Here is a 20,883-nt window from a genome sequence, read left to right as displayed (position 1 = left end):
CGGCATGGTTGGCGGTTGTGGCTGCGTTTATCGAGCGCTCTTGCCGGTCTCGGCACTGGCCGAGCCAGCGTTGTGCAGGCCTTCGATGTAAGAGGAAAGCGCCGCGATATCATCGGCCGACAAGCGCATCGCAATCGCCGGCATGATCTTGGCGTGTTCGTCGTCGCCCCAGCTCTTGCCGTCATGCCAATCCTTGAGCTTGGCAGAAATGTAGTCGGCATATTGTCCGGCGAGCTGCGGATAACCCGCCGCCGGATTGCCGCGACCGTCCGGGCCGTGACAAGCCATGCAGGCCGGTGCACCGGCGTCCTTGTCGCCGCCGCGATAAAGTGCCTGACCGCGTACTTTCATCTTGTCGTCGGCCACACCCGGGGTCGAACTCTTGCTCGCGAAATACGCACCGAGATCGTGCATGTCCTGATCGGACAATGTCGCGGCAAAACCCATCATCACCGGCGCTTCGCGTTTCATCGTCTTGATCAGCGTGATCTGGCGCGCGATGTACTGTTCGTGCTGCCCGGCAAGTTTCGGATATTGGGCCGACGCGGAATTGCCGTCCAGACCGTGACACGCGCCGCACGTAGCAGACTTGGTTTCGCCGGCCTTGGCATCGCCCACGATCACCGTCTTGGCGGCTTCTTCGGCCTGAACGGCACCGACTGCAAACACTAGCGCCAGCGCAAATACTCGCCGAAAGCTCATACACTTCACTCCAGAAAATTATTGATAACCGATCGTGCGCCAACGGCGCATCCGCGAATGCCGCGGAAAACGGCGAAATTATATACCAGCGCCGCCGCAACGCGGTCAAACCGGTGGCGCTTTGCGGCAGATCTGTCTGCGAATAGGCAGGTGCGCAGCGGTTTGTCTTGGCCGACAGCAGTGCGATCACGGCCGCGATTGTCCGCGCGCCGCACGCAAGCGGTTAAACTGCCGACCACGCTGCCCGCTCCGAGTACCTCATGAAAAGTAATCCTTTCGCCCAAGCAGCTTACGCCTTGAGCGCGCATCAACTCGAACAACTGCCGGACGACAGCGGCCTCGAAATCGCGTTTGCCGGGCGCTCCAACGCGGGCAAGTCGAGTGCGATCAATGCAATCTGCGACCACGTCGGCCTCGCGCGCACCAGCAAGACGCCGGGCCGCACCCAGCAACTGGTGGTGTTCACGATGGATTCTTCGCGCCGCCTGATCGACTTGCCGGGCTATGGTTATGCCGAAGTGCCGCAAAAGCTGCGCGATCACTGGCGCCTGCTGATCGACAAATACTTGCGCATTCGCGATTCGCTGCGTGGCATCGTGCTGATCATGGACGCGCGCCATCCACTCAAGGAATTCGATCAGCAGATGCTGACGTTTTGCGCAGCAATCGACCTGCCGTGTCATTGCCTGATCACCAAGGCCGACAAACTCACCTTCAGCGAAGGCCAGAAAACTCTCGCGACGGTAAAAAAACAGATCACCGCGATCAGCGAACACGCCAGCGCGCAATTGTTTTCGTCGAGCAAAAAAACCGGTGTCGAAGAAGCGCGCAAGCAGCTGGGTCTGTGGCTCGGCATCGAACTCTAGGCGCGTCGTTGCAAGCTCACTCGCGCTGACGCGGGTCGAGCCACAAACGGAATCCATCGACGAGCACATTCACCGCGATCACCATCGCCCCCGCGACCAGCACGACGCCGAGCACGAGCGTGTAATCGCGGTTCAACGCGCCTTGCACGAAATAACGGCCAATGCCCGGAGTGCCGAAGATCTGCTCGACCACGGCCGAGCCGGTGACGACCGCGATCAGCGCCGGACTGAGCCAGCCGATCAGCGGCAATAGCGCGGGCTTGAACGCGTGCACAAACAATAATCGTGCCTCGCCAAAACCGCGTGATCGCGCGGCGCGCAGATAATCGGATTGCAATACCTCGATCAGACTCGCGCGCATCAGCCGCGCGCAATACGCAAGATTCGGCAGCGCCAGCGCGATCACCGGCAACACCACATAGCGCCAGTTGCCGCTGCTGCCGTCGCCACTCGCCCAACCGCCGGCGGGCAGCCAATGCAGTTTCACCGCGAACAATAAAATCAGCAGTGGCGCGATCACGAACTTCGGTAACGCCTGGCTGATGCTCGCTATCGCCATGAGCAAACGATCGCTCATATGCTGATGCCGCAACGCCGCGATCGTGCCGAGTGGCACGCCGACCAGCAGCGCGAGCAGCAATGCCAGGCCACCGGTCAGACACGATATCGGCAAACCTTGCGCGACCAGTTCGTTCACGCTGAAGTCCGGGTACTGAAACGACGGCCCCAGATCGCCATGCGAAAGTTGCGCGAGGTAATCCAGATATTGCCGCCACAGCGGTTGATCGAGGTGGTACAGCGCGGCGAGATGCGCGACAACTTCGGGTGGTGCGGATTTTTCCGCATCGAACGGCCCGCCCGGTGCGGCGTGCAGCAACACAAAACATAGGGTCACAAGCAGCCACAACGTCAGCGCTGCACCACAAAGGCGCAGCAGCAGTTTGCGCATCATGGCGTTGCCGCGCTGCGCGTTTGCGTCGACGCATCTTCACTCAGCCAGCGGGACGCATGATGGTCGAGCGGATTCGCCGCAAACCCTGTGATGCCGGATCGAAGCAGATGTTTCGACGTGTAGAAATAAATCGGCAGCAGCGCCTGATCGCGCAGCAATTTTGCCTCGGCCTGCTGCAGCAGTGCGCTGCGTTGTGGACCGATCGGCAGCTGTCGCGCCGCACTCAGGAATGCATCGAATTCGGCGTCGTGATAACCACTGTTGTTGAGCGCGTTGTCGCTAACGAAGCCGTCGAGAAAACTCAGCGCATCGTTGTAATCAGCGATCCAGCCGGCGCGAAAAACCTGCGTGATCGCACGCTGGCGGCGTTCCTGCACAAACACTTTCCACTCCTGATTGCGCAGCGTTACATGCAACCCCGGCAACTTGCGCCACATCGCCGCCACCGCCAGCGCGAGTTTGCGGTGCAGGGTCGAGGTGTTGTAACGGATCTCGATACTCAGCGGCTGTGCCTTGGAATAACCGGCCTCGGCAAAACGTTGTTGCGCGAGGCTTTCGCGTTGTGCCGCGGTAAGCGTGCTGCTGGTCATCGATTGCGCCTGGTAATCGCGCAGGCTCGGCGGCACCAGACCATACGCCGGCTGCTCACCGAGGCAGGTAATGTACCGCGTGAGAATATCGCGATCGATGCTCAGTGCCAGCGCTTCGCGCAGTGCGAGATTGTTCTGCAACGGCGCACGCGTGAGGTTGAAGCCGAAATAAAAACTGCCGAGATACGGGTCGATGTGCAAGGTATCGCCAAACTCCGCGCGCAACGCCGACAACGATTGCGGCGGCAGCGTTTCGGTCAGGTCGATATCACCCGCGCGAAATCGTTTGAGCTCGCTCACCGCGTCTTCAGTGACGATGTAGTTGATGCGCGAAAAATGGACCGAATCGGCGTCGCGGAAATGCGGATTTTTTTGCAGGCTCAGCGATGCTTGCGGCGTCCATGCGCTCAAGATGTAAGCGCCATTGCCGACCAGATTTCCCGGTCGCGCATGTTGCGCGCCGTAACGCGCCACCGCAGGCATATACACGGGGAACGCGATCGGCAGAGCGAGCAGATCGAGCAGCGGCGCCGGTCGATCAAGTCGGATTTCGAGCCGATGGGCATCGAGCGCAATCACGCCGAGTGTCGCCGGCTCGGCAATGCCGCGCATGATCTCGGCGCCGTGCGCAATCGGACTGAGCAATTGCGCCAGCGGCGCGGCGGTTTGTGGCGTCAACGCGCGTTGCAGGCTCGCCACAAAATCCTGCGCGGTCAGTGGCTCGCCGTTCGACCAGCGTGCGTCGTCGCGCAACTCGAATTGCCACACGCGCTCATCCAGGGAATGACTCCAGCTTTTTGCCACGCCGGGGATCAACGTGCCATCGGCCGTCTCGGTCACCAGACCTTCGTACAGATCGCGCAGGATGTTGCCGCAAGCGACTTCCTGGCAGCGATGGGCGTCGAGCGTCGCGGGTTCGGGGCCGTTGCCGCGCGTGAGCGTGCGCTCGCTCATATCTGCGGCAAGCGCGTTCGACACCGCGACGACGGACAGCCACGCCAATGCCGACAAGGCATGCAGCCATCGCCGCGAACGAGTTGTTATAGTGATCGAGTGCACGCATGAAGTGTTCGGCCAAACGCGCTGGCGCGCAAGCCGTGAAGAAACTTCCGTGCCGCTCCTTTCGTTTCGTCAGCGCGGCCCCATGTGAGGGGCTAGGCTTAATTCAGGTGAGGTGGGTGTGTCCGGTCCCAGTGCAGAAAAAAGTATCCCGATTCACAACCGTGCCGAACTGGTCGAGTACCTTGGTGGCGGCACGCGCGTGCCGGCCGATTGGCGCATCGGCACCGAGCATGAAAAATTCGGTTTCCGTCTCGATGATTTGCGTCCGCCGACCTACGAAGGCGAGCAGGGCATCCGCGCGATGTTGCAAGGTCTGACGCGTTTCGGTTGGCAGCCCGTGTTTGAAGGCGACAACCTCATCGCGCTTACGCGTGGCGATGGTTCGATCACGCTTGAACCCGCCGGCCAGCTCGAACTTTCCGGCGGCCAGGTCGAAACCATTCACGACACCTGCGCCGAAGTCGGCACGCATCTGCGTGAAGTCAAAACCGTTGCGGAAGAAATCGGACTCGGTTTTCTCGGCATGGGTTTCCAGCCGAAATGGAAACGCGAAGAAATGCCGTGGATGCCGAAAGGCCGCTACGCGATCATGCGCTCGTACATGCCCAAACGCGGCAATCTCGGCCTCGACATGATGACGCGCACATGTACCGTGCAGGTCAATCTTGATTTCGCCAGCGAGGCGGACATGGTCAAGAAATTCCGTGTCTCGCTCGCGTTGCAACCGATCGCCACGGCATTGTTCGCCGATTCGCCATTCACCGAAGGCAAGCCGAACGGATTTCTCAGCTACCGCTCGCATATCTGGACCGATACCGATCCCGATCGCACCGGCATGCTCGACTTCGTGTTCCAGGACGGTTTTGGCTTCGAGCGTTACGTCGATTATCTGCTCGACGTGCCGATGTATTTCGTCTATCGCGACGGCAAATATATCGATGCCAGCGGACAATCGTTCCGCCATTTCATGGACGGCAAACTGCCGGCGTTGCCCGGTGAAAAACCGACGCTGAAAGACTGGGCCGACCACATGACCACGTCGTTCCCCGAAGTGCGTCTGAAACGTTATCTGGAAATGCGTGGCGCCGACGGTGGCCCGTGGAATCGTCTGTGTGCGTTGCCCGCATTCTGGGTCGGCCTGCTGTACGACGATGCCGCACTCGATGCGGCGTGGGATCTCGTCAAGGATTTCTCGATGGTCGAACGCAACCAGTTGCGTGACGGCGTCGCCCGAAACGCACTCAAAACACCGTTCCGCAATGGTACCCTGCGCGACCTCGCCATCCAGACGCTCAAGATCGCGCACGCCGGCCTGCAACGCCGCGCGCGCAAGAACAGCAAAGGCGCCGACGAAAGCAGTTTCATCGAACCGCTGATCGAATTCGCCGAAGCAAATCAAACCCCGGCAGAGCGCAAGCTCGAACTGTTCCACAAGCAATGGAAAGGCAGCGTCGATCCGGTGTTCAGCGAGTTTGCTTATTGATATCGATATTTAAAGCTTTTGATTGGCCATTGACCCTGCCAAATGCCTACGCTCCGAGGCTCAAGTTTTCAGCTTTGGCACAACGTTCATGCCGCGTAGATGTTTCGGATAGACTCGTGACATATGCGCTATTGGTGGGTTAATCAAAAGCAGACCTACCGGCACGAAGTGCCGGGCGGTTACCTTTGGTCTCCTAAGCTGAAGAGCAACGGCAGTCGTAATCCGTTCTACGACTTCATGCGCGAAGTAGCTCCCGGCGATATTGTTTTCTCGTTCGCTGACACTTTCATCAAGGCTATTGGAATCATTGCCTCTCACGCGTACGAGGCTCCGAAGCCTGCGGAGTTTGGTGCAGCAGGAATTCGTTGGGATCGAATCGGTTGGCGAGTAGATGTACGCTTTGCGGAGTTGATTAGCCAGACCAGACCATCGGATCACATGGCTAGGCTATCTAGATTGCTTCCGACTCGATATGCGCCATTGCGCGAAAATGGTCATGGACTGCAAAGTGTCTATTTGACCGGCATTTCCGAATTGCTAGCTGGCGCACTAATTGATCTGATCGGAAGGGAAGCGCGTGACTTGGTGCAGGGACGACAAATTCAGGACGGAGCCGAAATACAGCCAGCTATTGGTCTGATCCAGTGGGAAGAGCATGAGTTAGAAATGGTGCGTGTCGATGAAAACCTAACGATGACTGATCGGGAGGCCGTAGTCATAGCGCGACGCGGCCAAGGTCTATTTAAAGAGCGTGTCATGCAGCGAGAACGTGCATGCCGTATCACCGGGGTAAATCGAGCCGAACATCTGCGCGCCAGTCATTGCAAACCTTGGCGCGATGCAAGCAATGAAGAGCGGCTCGATGGCGAAAATGGATTGTTGCTTACACCCAACGCGGACCACCTTTTTGATCGGGGTTTCATAGGTTTTGATGACAACGGCGATGTACTCGTCTCTCCTGTAGCTGATCCGGAGTCGTTAACGCGTATGGGAATAAGTTCTACGCGGCGGCTAAACGTCGGCGAATTTTCACAGCGGCAACAGCACTTTCTTTCCTACCATCGCGATAATGTGTTGTTGAGATCAACATTTCTCGAAGGCATTTAGAGTGATGTACGCTGGCTGGTTTCCTTCATTCACTTCTCGATATGCAAAAATGGAATCGGCGCACCGGCATAAATCGACGTCGGCAACGCGCCGTTCCATTTCGATGCCTTGGTCTGCTCGACTTCGATGCGGCGTAGCTCAAGCACTTCCTTGCTCTGCGACAGCGCGGCGTTTTGCACCTTCAGCGCATCGGCTTGCGCGGTTGCGGCTTTGAGCGTGGCATAGGCTTCGCCGTCGGCTTGCGCACGCAGCGCGTTGGCTTCGGCTTCGGCGATGGCAACTTTCTGCTTCTGTTCGGCTTCGACGGTCTTGAGTTTGTTCTCGGCGCCGAGGCGCAATTGTTCCTGTGTAACCTTCTCGTTGATCGCGTTCATGTAAGACGGCGAAAACGCGAACGAGCGCATGTCGATGTTGATCACCGACGCGCCGTACAACGTGAGTTTTTCACGCAGCGCGGTATTGATGTCACTCGATACTTTGGCGCGCTGCGCGATCAGGTCGGGTGCGCTGTATTTTGCCGTGACCGCCTTGAAGATTTCCTGCGTCGCGGTTTGCACGTACGACGACAGATCGCCGTTATGCGAATATTTTTCGTATACCTCCGACACACGATCGGTCGCAATCGAATAACGCACGGTCAGGCTGACCTTGACCGGCTGCGTATCCGACGTACTGCCTTCCGCACTTTCGATATCGGCTTGTTCGGCGCGAATGCTGAACACGCTGAGCTTGCGCCACGGTGGCAGGATGACCAGACCTTCATCTTCCACATTGGTGATCTTGCCGAAGGTCGTGACCACGCCGCGAAAACCCGTGGGCACGGTGTAAAACGGCCACGCGAAAACCAGCGCCAGCACAATCGCGGCGGCGACAACGGCATATTTCAGCAGATTGGAGGCGGACTGAGCGGGTAGCATGGGGTATTCCTTTTGCGGTGAGTAAAACGTCGGCTTGGACGTTTGCACAATAGCAAATAGCGATTACTGCCTGTATCACGCGCCATCAAATCAACGTCAAAAAAAAGCGGGCCTGTTGCCAGACCCGCTTCGATTAACCTATTTCAACCCGAGACTATTTGGATTTTTCGGCCGCTTTCTCCGGCTTCAGTCCGCGCTGTTCGAGCAGTGGCTCGACGCTCGGATCGTGACCGCTGAAAGCGCGATACATCGCAGCCATTTCCTGTGTGCTGCCCTGCGACAGGATCATGTCGCGAAAGCGCTTGCCGTTCTCGCGCGTCATGCCGCCATGATCGCGGAACCAGTAATACGCATCGTCATCCAGCACTTCGCTCCACAGATACGCGTAATAACCTGCCGAATAACCGCCGCCCCAGATGTGCGCGAAATAACTCGTGCGATAACGCGGCGGCACCAAGGCGTAATCGGTGCCGAAACGCTTCAGCGATTCGGCCTCGAAAGCATCCACATCTTTCTTCGGCGCATCAGCCGGCAAGGTGTGCCACGCCATGTCGAGCAACGCGGCCGACAGATATTCGGTGCTCGCAAAACCCTGGTTGAAGGTGCGCGCTTTCTTGATCTTTTCCACTAGCGCGGCAGGCATCGCTTCGCCGGTCTTGTAGTGCTTGGCGTAGTTGGCAAACACGGCCGGATCGAGCGCCCAGTGCTCGTTGAATTGCGACGGAAACTCGACAAAATCACGCGGCACGTTGGTGCCGGCGAGCTGCGGATATTTCACGTTCGAAAACATGCCGTGCAGGGCGTGGCCGAATTCGTGGAACATCGTGGTCGCGTCATCAAAACTGATCAGCGCCGGTTGTCCCGCGGCAGGCTTGGTGAAGTTGCAGACGTTGAACGCGACCGGATGCGTACCGAGCAAACCAGATTGATCGACGAATGTGTCCATCCATGCGCCACCGGCCTTGTTGTCGCGTTTGAAATAATCCGCGTACCACAACGCCATCGAGCTGCCGTCGGCGTCGAACACTTCGAACACGCGCACGTCGGGCTGATACACCGGAATGTCGTGACGTTCCTTGAAGGTCAGGCCGTACAACTTGTTGGCAGCGAAAAACACGCCGTCGTGCAGCACGCGATCAAGCTCGAAATACGGCTTGACCTGCGCTTCGTCGAGATCATATTCGGCCTTGCGCACCTGCTCGGCGTAGAACTGCCAATCCCACGGCGCGAGCTTGAAGCCGCCTTTCTGCTTGTCGACCAACGCCTGCATTTTGTCTGCCTCGCCTTTGGCCTTCGCCACCGCTGCGGGCACCATGTTGGTCATCAGCGAGATCGCGTGTTCCGGCGTTTTCGCCATCTGATCTTCGAGGCTGTAGGCCGCATACGTCGGATATCCGAGCAACTTGGCTTTCTGCGCACGCAATTGCGCGAGGCGCTGGATGGTGGCGCGCTCGTCGTTGCCATCGCTATGTTCGGTACGCGTGGTGGACGCCTTGAACAGCTGCTCGCGGGTTGCACGATTGCTCAAGGTCACTTGCGCCGGCTGCTGCGTGGTGTTCTGCAAAGTCAGCACCCATTGGCCATCGAGCTTGCGATCTTTCGCGGCTTCTGCGGCGGCGGCGATATCGCCGTCGCTCAATCCGGCAAACGTCTTCTTGTCCTTGGCGACGATCGCGCCGGCCTTGGTTGCGGCCAACAGCTTGGTCTGGAAATCATTCTGCAGCGTTGACTCTTCTTCGTTGAGCTTGCGCAGGCTGGCCTTGTCGGCCTCGGACAATTGCGCACCGGCACGCACGAAATTGCGGTAATAACGTTCCGCCAGAAATTTCGATTCGGCATCGAGTTCGACACGATGGTCGTACAAGGCTTTCACGCGCGCGAACAATTTCGGATTGAGGAAAATCGCATCCTGATGCGCCGCGAGTTTTGGTGCTTCGACTTCCTGCACTTTCTGCAACGTGTCGTTGGTGTTGGACTGCGCGAGCGCAAAAAATACCTTGCCGACGCGCGTCAGCAATGCGCCGGAACGCTCTATCGCGACGATCGTGTTGTCGAATGTCGCGGCATCGGTTTGATTGGCGATTTTTTCGATTTCGGCAATTTGCTGTTTCATGCCTTCGTCGATCGCGGGCTGATAATCGCTGTCCTTGATCTTGTCGAACGGCGGCGCCTGGTATTGCAAGGTACTGCTGGCGAAAAAAGGATTCATGGCGGCGGGTGCGCTCGCGGGTTGCGCCTTGGCGGCGGGCGTTTCAACGGCGATGGCAGAACCAACGGCAAGCGCCAGTCCGGCTACGATCAAACAGACATGTGTTCGATACATGGGTAGTCTCCTCGGGTGATGGAGCCGCAGCGACAGCCAGTCATTGTCGACGTCTGGCGATCCGTATTGCGGCACGGATAATTCGGGCGCCACACGCGTCGGGATTTGTCGGCGCGTGCGGCGTTTCAAAACGACAATATCAGTGATTATTTTTTCGCCGCGTCCTTGAGGCCGCGATTGATCAGCATCGGCTGCACGGTCGGCTCTTTGCCGCGCCAATTCTTGTACAGCGTGGCGAGATCCTCGGTGTTGCCGCGCGACAGCACCATCGCACGGAAACGATCGCCGTTCTCACGCGTCAGGCCGCCGTGCTCGACGAACCACTGAAAGCCGTCATCGGCCAGCATTTGCGTCCATAGATAAGCGTAATAACCCGCGGCGTAACCGTTGCCCCAAATGTGGGAAAAATAGCTCGAACGATAACGCGGCGGCACGTAGGCCAGATCGATTTTTTCTTTCTTCAACGCCGCCGCCTCGAATTTGTCGGCATCCTGTTTCGCTGCGTCGGCTTTGAGTGTGTGCCAGTTCATGTCGAGCAACGCCGCGGCGACCAGCTCGGTCATGTCGTAGCCCTTGTTGAACTTGTCGGATTTCTTGATCTTGTCGACCAGCGCCTGCGGCATCGCCTCACCGGTTTTGTAGTGTTTCGCGTAGTGCGCAAAAATCTTCGGATCGGTCGCCCAGTGCTCGTTGAACTGCGACGGGAACTCGACGAAATCGCGCGGCGTATTGGCGCCCGACAGCTGCGGATATTCCGAGCTCGCAAACAGCCCGTGCAGACCGTGGCCGAACTCGTGGAACATGGTGATCACATCGGCGAACGACAGCAGTGCCGGTTCGCCTGCGGCCGGCTTGGTGAAGTTGGCAACGTTATAGATCACCGGCTTGGTACCAAGCATTTTCGACTGCGTGACGAAATTGCTCATCCACGCGCCGCCGTTCTTGTTGTCGCGCTTGAAATAGTCGCAATAGAACAGCGCCATCGAACTGCCATCGGCATCAAACACCTCGAACACACGCACGTCCGGTTGATATACCGGAATGTCGTGGCGCTCCTTGAAGCTGATGCCGTACAACTGATTGGCCGCGTAGAACACGCCGTTCTGCAGCACGTTGTCGATCTCGAAATACGGCTTGATCTGCGCTTCGTCGAGATTGTATTTCGCCTTGCGCACCTGCTCGGCGTAATGCTCCCAATCCCACGCAGCGAGTTTGAAACCGCCTTTCTGCTGATCGATCACGGCCTGGATATCGGCCGCTTCTTTGCGCGCACGCGCGGTCGCGGCGGGTACAAGATTCTGCATGAACTTGATCGCGGTCGGCGGCGTCTTCGCCATCTGGTCTTCGAGTTTCCACGCGGCATAATTCGGGTAACCGAGCAGCTTGGCCTGTTCGGCGCGAAGCTGCGCGATGCGCGTGATGATGTCGCGCGTATCGTTGGCATCGCCTTTTTCGGCGCGATCCCACGACGCCTTGTACAACGCGTCGCGCGTGCTGCGGTCGTTCAAACTTTGCAGCGCGGGTTGCTGTGTGGTGTTCTGCAGCGTCACCACCCACTTGCCATCCAGCTTGCGATCTTTCGCTGCTTGCGCGGCGGCGGTGATATCGGCATCCGACAAACCATCAAGCTTGGCCTTGTCATCGATCACCAGTGCGCCATCTTTCGTGGCGGCCAATAACTGTTTGCCAAACTGCGTGCTGAGTGTGGATTGTTCTTTGTTGAGCTCTTTTAGCCGGGTCTTGTCCGCTTCCGAAAGACGCGCGCCGGCGTGCACAAAATTGTCGTAGGTGACTTCGACCAAACGCCGCGATTCGGCATCGAGCTTGAGCGATTCGCGTTGTTTGTAAACCGTTTCGATGCGTTGGAAAAGTTTGCCGTTGAGCGTAATCGCATCTTGGTGCGCGGCCATTTTCGGTGCTTCTTCCTGCTGCACTTTCTGCAGTAGCGGGCTGGTATTGGCGCCAGCCACTGCACCGAACGAGCGCATCACACGATTCAGCAACTCGCCGGATTTTTGCATCGCCACAAACGTATTGTCGAAGCTCGGCGGTGCGCTGTTGTTGGCGATTTTTTCGATCTCGACCAGGTGCTGCTGCATGCCTTCCTCGATCGCCGGCTGGTAGTCGGTTTCCTTGATCTTGTCGAACGGCGGCGCTTGAAACGGCAACGTGCTGGCAGTAAAAAACGGATTCACGGCAACGGCTTCCGCAGTCGGTGGCGATTTGGTTTCAGCGGTTTTGTGCGGCGTTGCCGAGCAGGCGCCAAGCGCGAGCGTCGCGGCCATCAAACAGGCATGTGAGCGATGCATGAGAAAGTCTCCAGTAGTGAATGGCGGCGCGGCTTCGCGCGGCAGAATATGTTTTCAACGGCGCAGTAAACCAGCCGCATCAGCGCGACGCATGTGTCGTAAGGCATGCGTGCGCTGTGTCGAGCGGCAATTTCAGGCGGGTTTTACGTCGTGCAGTTCCCAGCTGTGGCCGGCCAGCAGGGCCAGGCGATGCTTGAGGATCGTGTGCGAGAGCGACGTAACGACTTCGATATCGACATGCAGATCGGCTTGTTTGGCGCTCACCGTGGCGCTGGGATCAGTCTGGCCAAGCGCCGGATCGATGCTGTCGGGATCGGTCTGATCCGCGCTCCATTGCTGCCACAGTGTTGGCTTGCGCAACGCGGCCTGCAGCGCCTGCGCAAAACTCTCGGCGGAAACACCCTGAAACGAAAATGCCGGATTTTCGCCGCGCGCGTGCGCGAGATCGGCAATGCTCAAATAATAACGTTGGGTCGACATGCGTACTCCGTAGTTTGCTGGATTGCCAAGTTTAGCAAGTGTGGCGGGCAATGCGGCACGGCAAAGTGAACGCGCTGCGGTCAGGCCAGCGTGCGCACGGCATCGTCCAGTTCGCTGGCAAGCGCGATCGGATCAGCCGGATTTTGGGTCGGCAACCGGCCCAGGCACGGCGCTGGTAGCAGCTTTTTCAAAGCCGCCAGATTTTCCTCGATACGCAACATTTGCGGATCGATCGTATTGGCGATCCAGCCGAGTAATTCGCAGCCGTCCGCGACAATCGCGCGCGCACTGAGCACCGCGTGATTGATGCAACCCAGCCGCAAGCCGACTACCAGAATCACCGGCAATCGCAATTCGCGCACCAGATCGGCTTGCATCAATGTTGCCGACAACGGCGCCGCCCAGCCGCCAACGCCTTCGACCACGACAACATCGTTGTGCCGGGCTAGCGTCGCAAAAGCGCTGCGCAGAATGTCGAGCTCAATGGCGGTGCCCGCATCCGCCGCGGCAATCGACGGCGCGATCGGTGCGGCGAATGCATAAGGATTCACCAGCGCGTAATCGATGCCAGGCTCGCCATGCTCGAGCAGCAATTCGGCATCGTCGTTGCGCAAGCCAAGCGCGGTTTCTCGGCAACCGCTCGCCACCGGTTTCATGCCGACGGCGCGCAAACCGCTACCTCGCAATGCGACCAGCAATGCTGCACTGCAGGTTGTCTTGCCGATGCCGGTGTCGGTGCCGGTGATGAAAACGCTGCAACTCATGCCGGATCCGCACGCTGTAGCGCGACGATGCGGCGCATGTAATAGCGCTTCACCGTTGTCAGTGCGACGAAAATCAGAAGATACACGTTGCCTGGCAACGCGATCACTAATGTGGTCGCGCCATCCTCGGCGGGAAGAAATGCTGCCAGCAGTGCCGACAGCATTGCCACCGACCCGGTACCCAGCCACATCGTCATGTGCATACGTGTCGCCAGCACTTCATCGGCAGCGAGCGCCAGGCTGTCGCGCAAGCGCAATGCGTGGCCATACAGCAATACAAAAACCAGCGCGATTGCGGCGAAGCCCACGCCGTAAACAATGTACGCGGCACGCAGTTCATCAAGAGTGTGCAGCGCGAAGTCGTGGTCGCCCATCCAGCCGGCGCTTGCGCCCGCGAACAGCAGCGAAAACAGCAAACGCAATGGATACACATACAACATCACCAGAAACACCAGCAGCAGACTCAAGACCAGTCCGGTCGTATCCTCGATGGCGTAGTAGCGGCCCCAATTGCGATGCGAATTCCACATCCGCGCGATCAACAGAAAACATACGGCGAACGCCGGAATGCCGCGCAACGCCTGCAACATTTCCGGTACCGATTCGGGAATATGTCCGATCGAAATCACCACAAGTGTCAGCGAGAACGCAAATGCCGCATCGACAAAACCTTCGAGTCGTGTGGGTTGATGGCGACGAACCTGCAAGACGTCGGCGCTCGATTTTGGTTTGCGCATGAGTGTGAGTTCCCTCCGAAAGGTCGAGCATAAGCAACTGCGCGGCGCGCGGCAAAGGCGCGGAACCGCTAGAATGCGGATTGCGCCAGTTCGGAGCCCGCCATGTTTGTTGCTGCACCGCTGCAAGCCACGACCAAAACCGCGTTGTACGAGGAGTTGGCCGAGCAGGCGCGCGGCCTGATGTTTGGCGAGCGCGATCGTATTGCGAACGCTGCGAATTTTGCCGCACTCGTGTATCACGCGCTGCCCGATGTGAACTGGGCCGGATTTTATTTCTACGACGGCAGCGAACTCGTGGTCGGTCCGTTTCAGGGCAAACCCGCGTGTATCCGCATCGCGCTCGGTCGTGGCGTTTGCGGCACCGCGGCGCTGACGCGCAAAACGCAATTGGTGGTGGATGTCGATGAATTTCCGGGGCACATTGCCTGCGATGCAGCATCGCGTTCGGAAATCGTCGTGCCGTTGTATCTGGACGATCGACTGATCGGCGTGTGGGATGTGGATAGCCCGATCCCGGCGCGCTTCGACGACGAAGATCGTGTCGGCATGGAAACGTTGGCGGCGGTTTTTCTTGCCGCATTGCATTGATCGGAGACAAGTAATGGCGACCGCAGAAAAAATCCGCAATGTCGGGCCGAAATCGGCGGCGTGGCTGCGCCAGATCGGCGTCAAGACACAGGAAGACTTGCTACGCATCGGCCCGGTCGAATCCTTCATGAAGGTCAAGCGCGCGGGTTTTCGCGTGAGCCTGAACCTGCTGTATTCACTGGCCGGCGCGATCGATGGTTGTCACTGGACTGATCTCTCCGAGGAACGCCGCGCAGAATTGCTGGCTGCAGTGGCCGCATCGGAAACCGCGCAGCCGATCCGCACGCGCTGGCAGAAAGCCTCGGATGCGAGCGATCGCAGCGCACGCGCCGAATCATCTGATGACAGCGATTCGGATTCGCATCAACACGATTCGAGCGAATCGGAATCGGAAGAGTCTTCGGCGCGCGAAGACCGCGCCAGCAGCCGTTTCGAATAACCCGGCCTGGAGTTTTTGATCCCTAGCTGCTTTCGCCGCGAAATTCCCGGCAACTTGCCGCAGAAATAAATTCGGCGTATTGTTTCTCCAGCAATAAGGAGAATCCGCCTTGAATGCCGCAAGAAAACTGGCGCCGCAACCACGCAGTGTGATGACCAAGGCGGTCGTGCGCGCGGCCGGCCTGCTCGAAGTCAGCCAGATCCGCATCGCCGAAATTCTCGGCGTGAGTTCGGCCACCGCCTCGCGCATGGCCAGCGGCAGTTATCAGCTTGCCGAAGACAGCAAACAATGGGAACTCGCCGCGTTGTTTGTGCGCCTGTTCCGTTCGCTAGATGCGATCGTTGGCTCCAGCGATAGCGTCGCCAAGCAATGGTTGTGGAGCGAGAACAAGGCGCTCGGCGGTATTCCCGGCGAACTCATCCGCACTACCGAGGGGCTGGTCCGTGCCGTCCACTATCTGGACGCCGCGCGCGGTCGCCTCTAAGGCTGCGTCGCGACAGCTCCGGCTGTGGCGCGCAGTCGAGGCGCAGCATGTCGCCTCGACGCGGCGGCTGACCGACAACGTCGACGAACAATCGCTGCTCGAGGATTTGCTCGAACGCGCCAAACCGCCGCTGCCAGCGCAGGCGTTGAAGCTGCATTATCTGCTGGCCACACCATTTCGCTATCCGACGCCGTTCGGTTCGCGCTTTCGTGCGGCTTCCGATCCGGCGGTCTGGTACGGCGCCGAGGAGCGTCGCACCGCGTGTGCCGAACTCGGCTATTGGCGCTGGCGCCTGATGAGCGATAGCGCGGGATTGAATGGTCTCGGGCCATCACCGCAGACTTTGTTTCAAGCAAAAGTGGCAGCGATCACGGTCGATCTCGACGACAAACCTTTCGTGCGCGATCGCCTCGTTTGGATGCAGAAAAACGATTACGGCGCGACCCAGGAATTCGCCCGCACCGCACGCGCCGCCGAGATCGGCGTGATCCGCTATCGCTCGGTGCGTGATCCGCAGATTGGACATTGCGGCGCGGTGCTCACGCCGCTCGCATTCTCCAGCGCAAAACCGCTGAAGCAGGAAACGTGGTTTCTCACCGTGTCACGCACGCACGTGACGTGGCAGCGCGAAGACGAAGTGTTCGAGTTTTCCGCGGCCGATTTTTGACCGAACCGCGCAGGCGCGAGCGCGCCAAAGATCAATCGTGGCGTTCTCGCTTTTGTATCGATCCGCGACAAATAATTTGCACGCGAGGGCTGCAATTCGAATCGATCGAGTTTCTGGCGAAGATCTGCGCGACGTGAAATTTGCGTGATGCATCCACACCGGCATTGTCGACGTACTCAGTCATGACCGCGGCTTTTGACCGCTGCCAACTCATCCAATTGCCAGGGAGCATTTCATGAAAATTCGTACCATCACGCACGCCGTTGCCGTCGCGCTGCTTGCGCTGACAGCGGGCCAGGCCGCGCAAGCCTCCAGTCATCGCGAGGCGCCGTTCATCACCGAGCATCCAAAAGTCGATGGCGCGGATTTCTACATGTTCCGCAGTTACGAATCAGGCCGGGACGGTTACGTCACCTTGATCGCGGATTACCTGCCGTTGCAGGATTCGTACGGCGGCCCGAATTATTTCTCGCTCGACCAGAACGCGTTGTACGAAATTGAAATCGACAACAACGGCGACGGCAAGGAAGACATCACCTTCCAGTTCCAGTTCAAGAATACCTATGCGGTTCCGGCGTTGAGCATCGGTGGCAAATCCGTACCCGTGCCGCTGCTGAATATCGGCGGCATCGGCCCCGGTGTGACCGACGGCGATGCCAACAAGAGCCTGATCGAAACGTACAGCGTGAACGTGGTGCGTGGCAATCGCCGCACCGGTACGTCGCAGGCCGCAACCAATCTCACCAGCGGCGGCACAAGCTTCCGCAAACCGACCGACAATATCGGCAACAAGTCGATTCCGAACTATCCGGCGTACGCGAATAATCACGTCTTCAGCATCGGTATTCCGGGCTGCGATGCGGGCCGCGTTTTTGTCGGCCAGCGCAAGGATCCGTTCGTCGTCAATCTCGGTGAAATCTTCGATCTGGTCAATCTGAATCCGGTCGGATCACCCAGCGCCAAGCCGAATATCATCGCCGATAAAAACGTCACCTCGCTCGAACTCGAAGTGCCGATTGCGTGCCTCACGACCGGCGGTGATCCGGTAATCGGCGGCTGGACTACGGCCAGCCTGCATCAGGCCGACGTGATCAATCCGCATCCGAAAGGCGTCGTCGCCGGTGCCAGCAGTACGCAGGGTGCGCATGTCGCCGGTGGCGCGTGGACGCAGGTTTCGCGTCTCGGCATGCCGCTCGTGAATGAAGTCGTGATCGGCTTGCCTGACAAGGATCGCTTCAACGCCAGCGAGCCGAAAGACGATGCGCAGTTCGCCAACTACGTGACCAATCCATCGCTGCCGGCATTGCTCGAAGTGCTGTTCGGCGTGAAGGCGCCGCAGGTATTTCCGCGCACCGATCTGGTGGCGGTATTCCTCACCGGCGTCACCGGCTTGAATCAGCCGAAGACCGTCACGCCCGCCGAAATGCTGCGCTTGAATACCAGCATCGCGGCGCTCGCACCGGCCGCGCAAAATACCCTCGGTGTACTTGGTGGTGATACCTCGGGTTTCCCGAACGGTCGTCGCCTCGGCGATGACGTCGTGGATATTTCACTGCGTGCCGCGATGGGCGTATTGCTGACTGCCGCGCAGGCGCCATCGGGGCAGTTGCCATACACCGATCAGAGCTCGTTGACTGCGACCGATTTCGACGCGGCATTCCCGTATGTCAAAGCACCGTTACCGGGTTCCCCAAACACCGGCAGCTCGGGCACGACCAACGCCGTGGCGGGGAGATAGACCATGAAACGTTTGCTTTTGCCGATCGCTGTGGCATGCAGCATGCTGGCGGGCTGCGGCGGCAGCTCGAATAGTAACCATAACGTCAGCGTGCCGCCGCCGGTGGTTACGCCGCCGCCACCAACCACTACCAGCTTCACGAGTTATGTCATTACCTTGCTCGCGCAGGCAGCCAACAGCTTGCCTGCAGAAATCAACGACGTAATGCTGAGTTTCCCGGACGAGACCAATTCGACCGCGTTCGATAGCGTTGTTGGTTCGCAATAAGCATCGCTTGATGCATACAACAACTCGCAATACGGTAAAAGCCACCGGCATGCTAATGTGTCGGTGGCTTTTGCTTTTAGCCATCTTTATGGCTATCTGCGAAACCGCGCAGGCGGCACCATATCGTCCGGCAAGTGCGGATGTCGTGCTCGAAACTTTGCCTGCCGGCACCGCCACATTACGCACGTTGCGTCAGAATCAAATCGTTGCGAGCAGCGGTAAATCCGTCGAGCTTGATGAGGCGATGCTGATCGCGCGACGGTATATCGAGCTTGGCCAAACCCAATCCGACCCTCGTTATTACGGCTACGCCGAAGCCGCGCTGCAACCATGGTGGAGCCAACCCGGTCCGGCCGGTTTGCGTGTGATGCGCGCGCGTATTTTGCAGTTTCGTCACCAATTTCTCGCCGCGCTGGCCGAGCTTGAGCCCGCGCTGCAAACCGATCAATTCAACGGCGATGCATGGCTGTTGTTCGCCGTCATCGAGCAAGTACAAGGCAATGTCAGCGCCGCGCGCGTGGCCTGTCTCAAGGTAATTCCGATCGCCGTTCCGCTGGTCGGCAGCACCTGTGTCGCGAGCGTTGGCGCGATGAGCGGCAAGTCGGAAAAGAGCGCCGCGCTGTTGCAGTCAGCCTTGCAGCAAGCCACCGCGGCGCCTGCTTCGACACGCATCTGGGCATGGACCACACTCGGCGAAATTCAGGCGCGGCGCGGCTTGAATAACGAGGCCGAGGCCGCGTTCAAGCAGGCGTTGGCGATTACGCCGGACGATGTCTACGCACTCGCCGCGTATTCCGATCTGTTGCTGCAGACCCAGCGCGCTACCGAAGTAATTAGCTTGCTAGCCACGCATCGCCAAGCCGACGCATTGCTGCTGCGCCTCGCGATTGCCGCGATGCTTAGCCACGATGCCGAAGCTGGCGCTTTGCGTGATGCCTTGGCGCAACGTTTTACCGAAGCGCGCGAACGCGGCGACGAAGCGCATTTGCGCGAACAGGCACGCTTCACTCTGGAGCTCGATCACGATGCGGCCACTGCGTTGACCCTCGCGCAGAAAAACTGGAAGGTGCAACACGAAGCCGCCGATGCCGAGTTGCTGCTCGCCGCCGCACTCGCCGCGCAACAACCGCAGGCTGCACAACCCGTGCTGGACTGGCTGAAAAGCACCGGCATCGAAGATGTGCGGGCGGCGGAATTGGTCAAGCGTCTTGATGTGGGAGTCAAGCCGTGATGCGCTTTCTCCTGCATCGATTCGGTCTGTTGCTGATCGTCGCCAGCGCCTTGCTGTTCGGCGCGAACGCGCAAGCGCACAAACCCAGCGACAGTTATCTGAGCCTGCATGCCGAGAGTGGCCAGAACGATTTGCAAGGCCAGTGGGATATCGCCTTGCGCGATCTCGATCTCGTGCTGACGCTCGACACCAACGCCGATAACAGCATCACTTGGGGCGAGCTCAGCCCGCGCGAAAAAGAAATCGAGACCTACGTTTTTGCGTATCTGCAAATCAGCGCGGATGAAGTTGCTTGCCCGATCACACCCACCGAATTGCTGGTCGATACACACAGCGATGGCACCTATGCGGTACTGAAATTTTCTGCGCATTGTGTCGCGCCGCCGAAATCGCTGAGCGTGCATTACGGCTTGTTGTTCGATCTCGATCCGAGCCATCGCGGACTGCTTAATCTGAGTGCTGGCGCGATCACCCAGAGTGCAGTTTTTGCGCCGGATCAGGCCGAGATCAAATTCGATCTGGCCGCGAGTTCGTTGTGGCGCCAGTTGCTGCAATACATCGTCGAAGGCATCTGGCATATCTGGCTCGGATTCGATCACATCCTGTTCTTGATCTCGTTGCTATTGCCGGCGGTGCTGATTCGCGAGCGTGGGCGCTGGATAGCCGCGCCACGGCTCGGTGCCGCGGTGGGGCATGTGATCGGCGTCGTCACCGCGTTCACCGTGGCGCATTCGTTGACCTTGAGCCTGGCCGTGCTCGGCGTGATTTCTTTGCCGTCGCGACTGGTCGAATCGCTGATCGCATTTTCGGTAGTGCTCGCCGCGCTGAATAATGTGTGGCCGCTGGTGACACGACGCGCATGGCTGATCGCGTTTTTCTTCGGCCTGATTCATGGCTTCGGATTTGCGAGTGCGCTGAACGATCTTGGTCTGCCGAAGCAGGCGCTGGCATTGTCGTTGTTCGGCTTCAACGTCGGCGTGGAAATCGGCCAGCTCGCGATCGTCAGCGTGGTCGTGCCGCTGGCGTTTCTGTTGCGACGTACCGGTTTTTATCGGCGCGGTGTGCTGGTCGCCGGCTCGCTGTTGATCGCGCTGGTGGCGCTCGGCTGGCTGATCGAGCGCGTTTTCAATATCAGCTTGTATGCGCAGATTTAGTCAGCGAATTTTCTGCTGTAGCA

The 20,883-nt window shown here is 58.8% G+C and carries 20 protein-coding genes; 11 read left to right on the top strand and 9 right to left on the bottom strand.

What is annotated here, in order from left to right; genetic code table 11:
* Window positions 1-27: 27 nt before the first annotated feature.
* Window positions 28-702 (bottom strand): c-type cytochrome, encoded by a 675-nt coding sequence (locus ELE36_RS18390; RefSeq protein WP_129835882.1) that lies wholly within the window; start codon window positions 700-702, stop codon window positions 28-30.
* Between the two features lie 260 nt (window positions 703-962).
* Between ELE36_RS18390 and yihA the strand changes: the two genes are divergently transcribed.
* Entirely contained in the window at window positions 963-1,568 is a 606-nt protein-coding gene (gene yihA, locus ELE36_RS18385; RefSeq protein ID WP_129835880.1) for a ribosome biogenesis GTP-binding protein YihA/YsxC, read from the top strand.
* A 16-nt stretch (window positions 1,569-1,584) separates the two neighbouring features.
* On the opposite strand, the gene ELE36_RS18380 is transcribed toward yihA, so the two are convergent.
* Both ELE36_RS18380 and ELE36_RS18375 read right to left on the bottom strand, forming a co-directional pair.
* A complete protein-coding gene (locus ELE36_RS18380; protein WP_129835878.1) occupies window positions 1,585-2,520 on the bottom strand; it encodes an ABC transporter permease subunit in 936 nt (311 codons plus the stop codon).
* Entirely contained in the window at window positions 2,517-4,064 is a 1,548-nt protein-coding gene (locus ELE36_RS18375; RefSeq protein WP_129835876.1) for a peptide ABC transporter substrate-binding protein, read from the bottom strand. The genes ELE36_RS18380 and ELE36_RS18375 overlap by 4 nt, the downstream gene beginning before the upstream one ends.
* A 226-nt stretch (window positions 4,065-4,290) precedes the next feature.
* On the opposite strand from ELE36_RS18375, the gene ELE36_RS18370 reads away from it, so the two are divergent.
* Together ELE36_RS18370 and ELE36_RS18365 are read left to right on the top strand one after the other, a co-directional pair.
* Window positions 4,291-5,655: a glutamate--cysteine ligase gene (locus ELE36_RS18370; RefSeq protein WP_129835875.1), complete on the top strand. Its 1,365-nt coding sequence runs from the start codon at window positions 4,291-4,293 to the stop codon at window positions 5,653-5,655.
* 123 nt (window positions 5,656-5,778) lie between these two features.
* Entirely contained in the window at window positions 5,779-6,762 is a 984-nt protein-coding gene (locus tag ELE36_RS18365) for an HNH endonuclease (RefSeq protein ID WP_129835873.1), read from the top strand.
* Window positions 6,763-6,791: 29 nt separating this feature from the next.
* Here the strand turns inward: ELE36_RS18365 and ELE36_RS18360 are convergent, their stop codons facing one another.
* From ELE36_RS18360 to ELE36_RS18335, 6 genes are all read right to left on the bottom strand, one after another.
* Window positions 6,792-7,679 carry a prohibitin family protein gene (locus ELE36_RS18360; RefSeq protein WP_129835871.1) on the bottom strand — a complete coding sequence of 296 codons (888 nt, stop codon included), beginning with the start codon at window positions 7,677-7,679 and terminating at the stop codon, window positions 6,792-6,794.
* Between the two features lie 154 nt (window positions 7,680-7,833).
* Window positions 7,834-10,002, bottom strand: coding sequence for a peptidyl-dipeptidase Dcp (dcp, locus tag ELE36_RS18355; RefSeq protein ID WP_129835869.1), 2,169 nt, complete (start codon window positions 10,000-10,002; stop codon window positions 7,834-7,836).
* A 146-nt stretch (window positions 10,003-10,148) separates the two neighbouring features.
* Entirely contained in the window at window positions 10,149-12,311 is a 2,163-nt protein-coding gene (gene dcp / locus ELE36_RS18350; protein ID WP_242512304.1) for a peptidyl-dipeptidase Dcp, read from the bottom strand.
* Between the two features lie 132 nt (window positions 12,312-12,443).
* On the bottom strand, window positions 12,444-12,791 hold the full coding sequence (locus ELE36_RS18345) for a hypothetical protein (protein ID WP_129835867.1): 348 nt from the start codon (window positions 12,789-12,791) through the stop codon (window positions 12,444-12,446).
* Window positions 12,792-12,871: 80 nt separating this feature from the next.
* Window positions 12,872-13,555: a dethiobiotin synthase gene (gene bioD / locus ELE36_RS18340; protein WP_129835865.1), complete on the bottom strand. Its 684-nt coding sequence runs from the start codon at window positions 13,553-13,555 to the stop codon at window positions 12,872-12,874.
* On the bottom strand, window positions 13,552-14,292 hold the full coding sequence (locus ELE36_RS18335) for a TMEM175 family protein (protein WP_129835863.1): 741 nt from the start codon (window positions 14,290-14,292) through the stop codon (window positions 13,552-13,554). The genes bioD and ELE36_RS18335 overlap by 4 nt, the downstream gene beginning before the upstream one ends.
* 102 nt (window positions 14,293-14,394) lie before the next feature.
* On the opposite strand from ELE36_RS18335, the gene ELE36_RS18330 reads away from it, so the two are divergent.
* The 8 genes from ELE36_RS18330 to ELE36_RS18295 all read left to right on the top strand — a co-directional run bounded on the left by ELE36_RS18330 (window position 14,395) and on the right by ELE36_RS18295 (window position 20,860).
* Complete coding sequence (locus ELE36_RS18330) at window positions 14,395-14,880, top strand: GAF domain-containing protein (protein ID WP_129835861.1); 486 nt, start codon at window positions 14,395-14,397, stop codon at window positions 14,878-14,880.
* A 13-nt stretch (window positions 14,881-14,893) separates the two neighbouring features.
* Entirely contained in the window at window positions 14,894-15,319 is a 426-nt protein-coding gene (locus tag ELE36_RS18325; protein WP_129835859.1) for a TfoX/Sxy family protein, read from the top strand.
* A 109-nt stretch (window positions 15,320-15,428) separates the two neighbouring features.
* A complete protein-coding gene (locus ELE36_RS18320) occupies window positions 15,429-15,803 on the top strand; it encodes an MbcA/ParS/Xre antitoxin family protein (protein ID WP_207215817.1) in 375 nt (124 codons plus the stop codon).
* Entirely contained in the window at window positions 15,763-16,470 is a 708-nt protein-coding gene (locus ELE36_RS18315; protein ID WP_129835857.1) for an RES family NAD+ phosphorylase, read from the top strand. The genes ELE36_RS18320 and ELE36_RS18315 overlap by 41 nt, the downstream gene beginning before the upstream one ends.
* Window positions 16,471-16,705: 235 nt before the next feature.
* On the top strand, window positions 16,706-18,208 hold the full coding sequence (locus tag ELE36_RS18310) for a DUF4331 domain-containing protein (protein WP_129835855.1): 1,503 nt from the start codon (window positions 16,706-16,708) through the stop codon (window positions 18,206-18,208).
* 3 nt (window positions 18,209-18,211) lie between these two features.
* The gene (locus ELE36_RS18305) at window positions 18,212-18,475 is read left to right on the top strand and encodes a hypothetical protein (protein ID WP_129835853.1); all 264 of its coding nucleotides are present in this window, start codon (window positions 18,212-18,214) and stop codon (window positions 18,473-18,475) included.
* A gap of 88 nt (window positions 18,476-18,563) precedes the next feature.
* Window positions 18,564-19,706: a tetratricopeptide repeat protein gene (locus ELE36_RS18300; protein WP_129835851.1), complete on the top strand. Its 1,143-nt coding sequence runs from the start codon at window positions 18,564-18,566 to the stop codon at window positions 19,704-19,706.
* Window positions 19,706-20,860, top strand: coding sequence for a HupE/UreJ family protein (locus ELE36_RS18295; protein WP_129837007.1), 1,155 nt, complete (start codon window positions 19,706-19,708; stop codon window positions 20,858-20,860). The genes ELE36_RS18300 and ELE36_RS18295 overlap by 1 nt, the downstream gene beginning before the upstream one ends.
* Window positions 20,861-20,883 lie beyond the last annotated feature (23 nt).

The organism is Pseudolysobacter antarcticus (assembly GCF_004168365.1).
GTDB classification, from domain to species: Bacteria; Pseudomonadota; Gammaproteobacteria; order Xanthomonadales; family Rhodanobacteraceae; genus Pseudolysobacter; species Pseudolysobacter antarcticus.
Note: the sequence above shows the minus strand (reverse complement) of the source record. Positions and strands in the feature narration are given on the sequence as shown.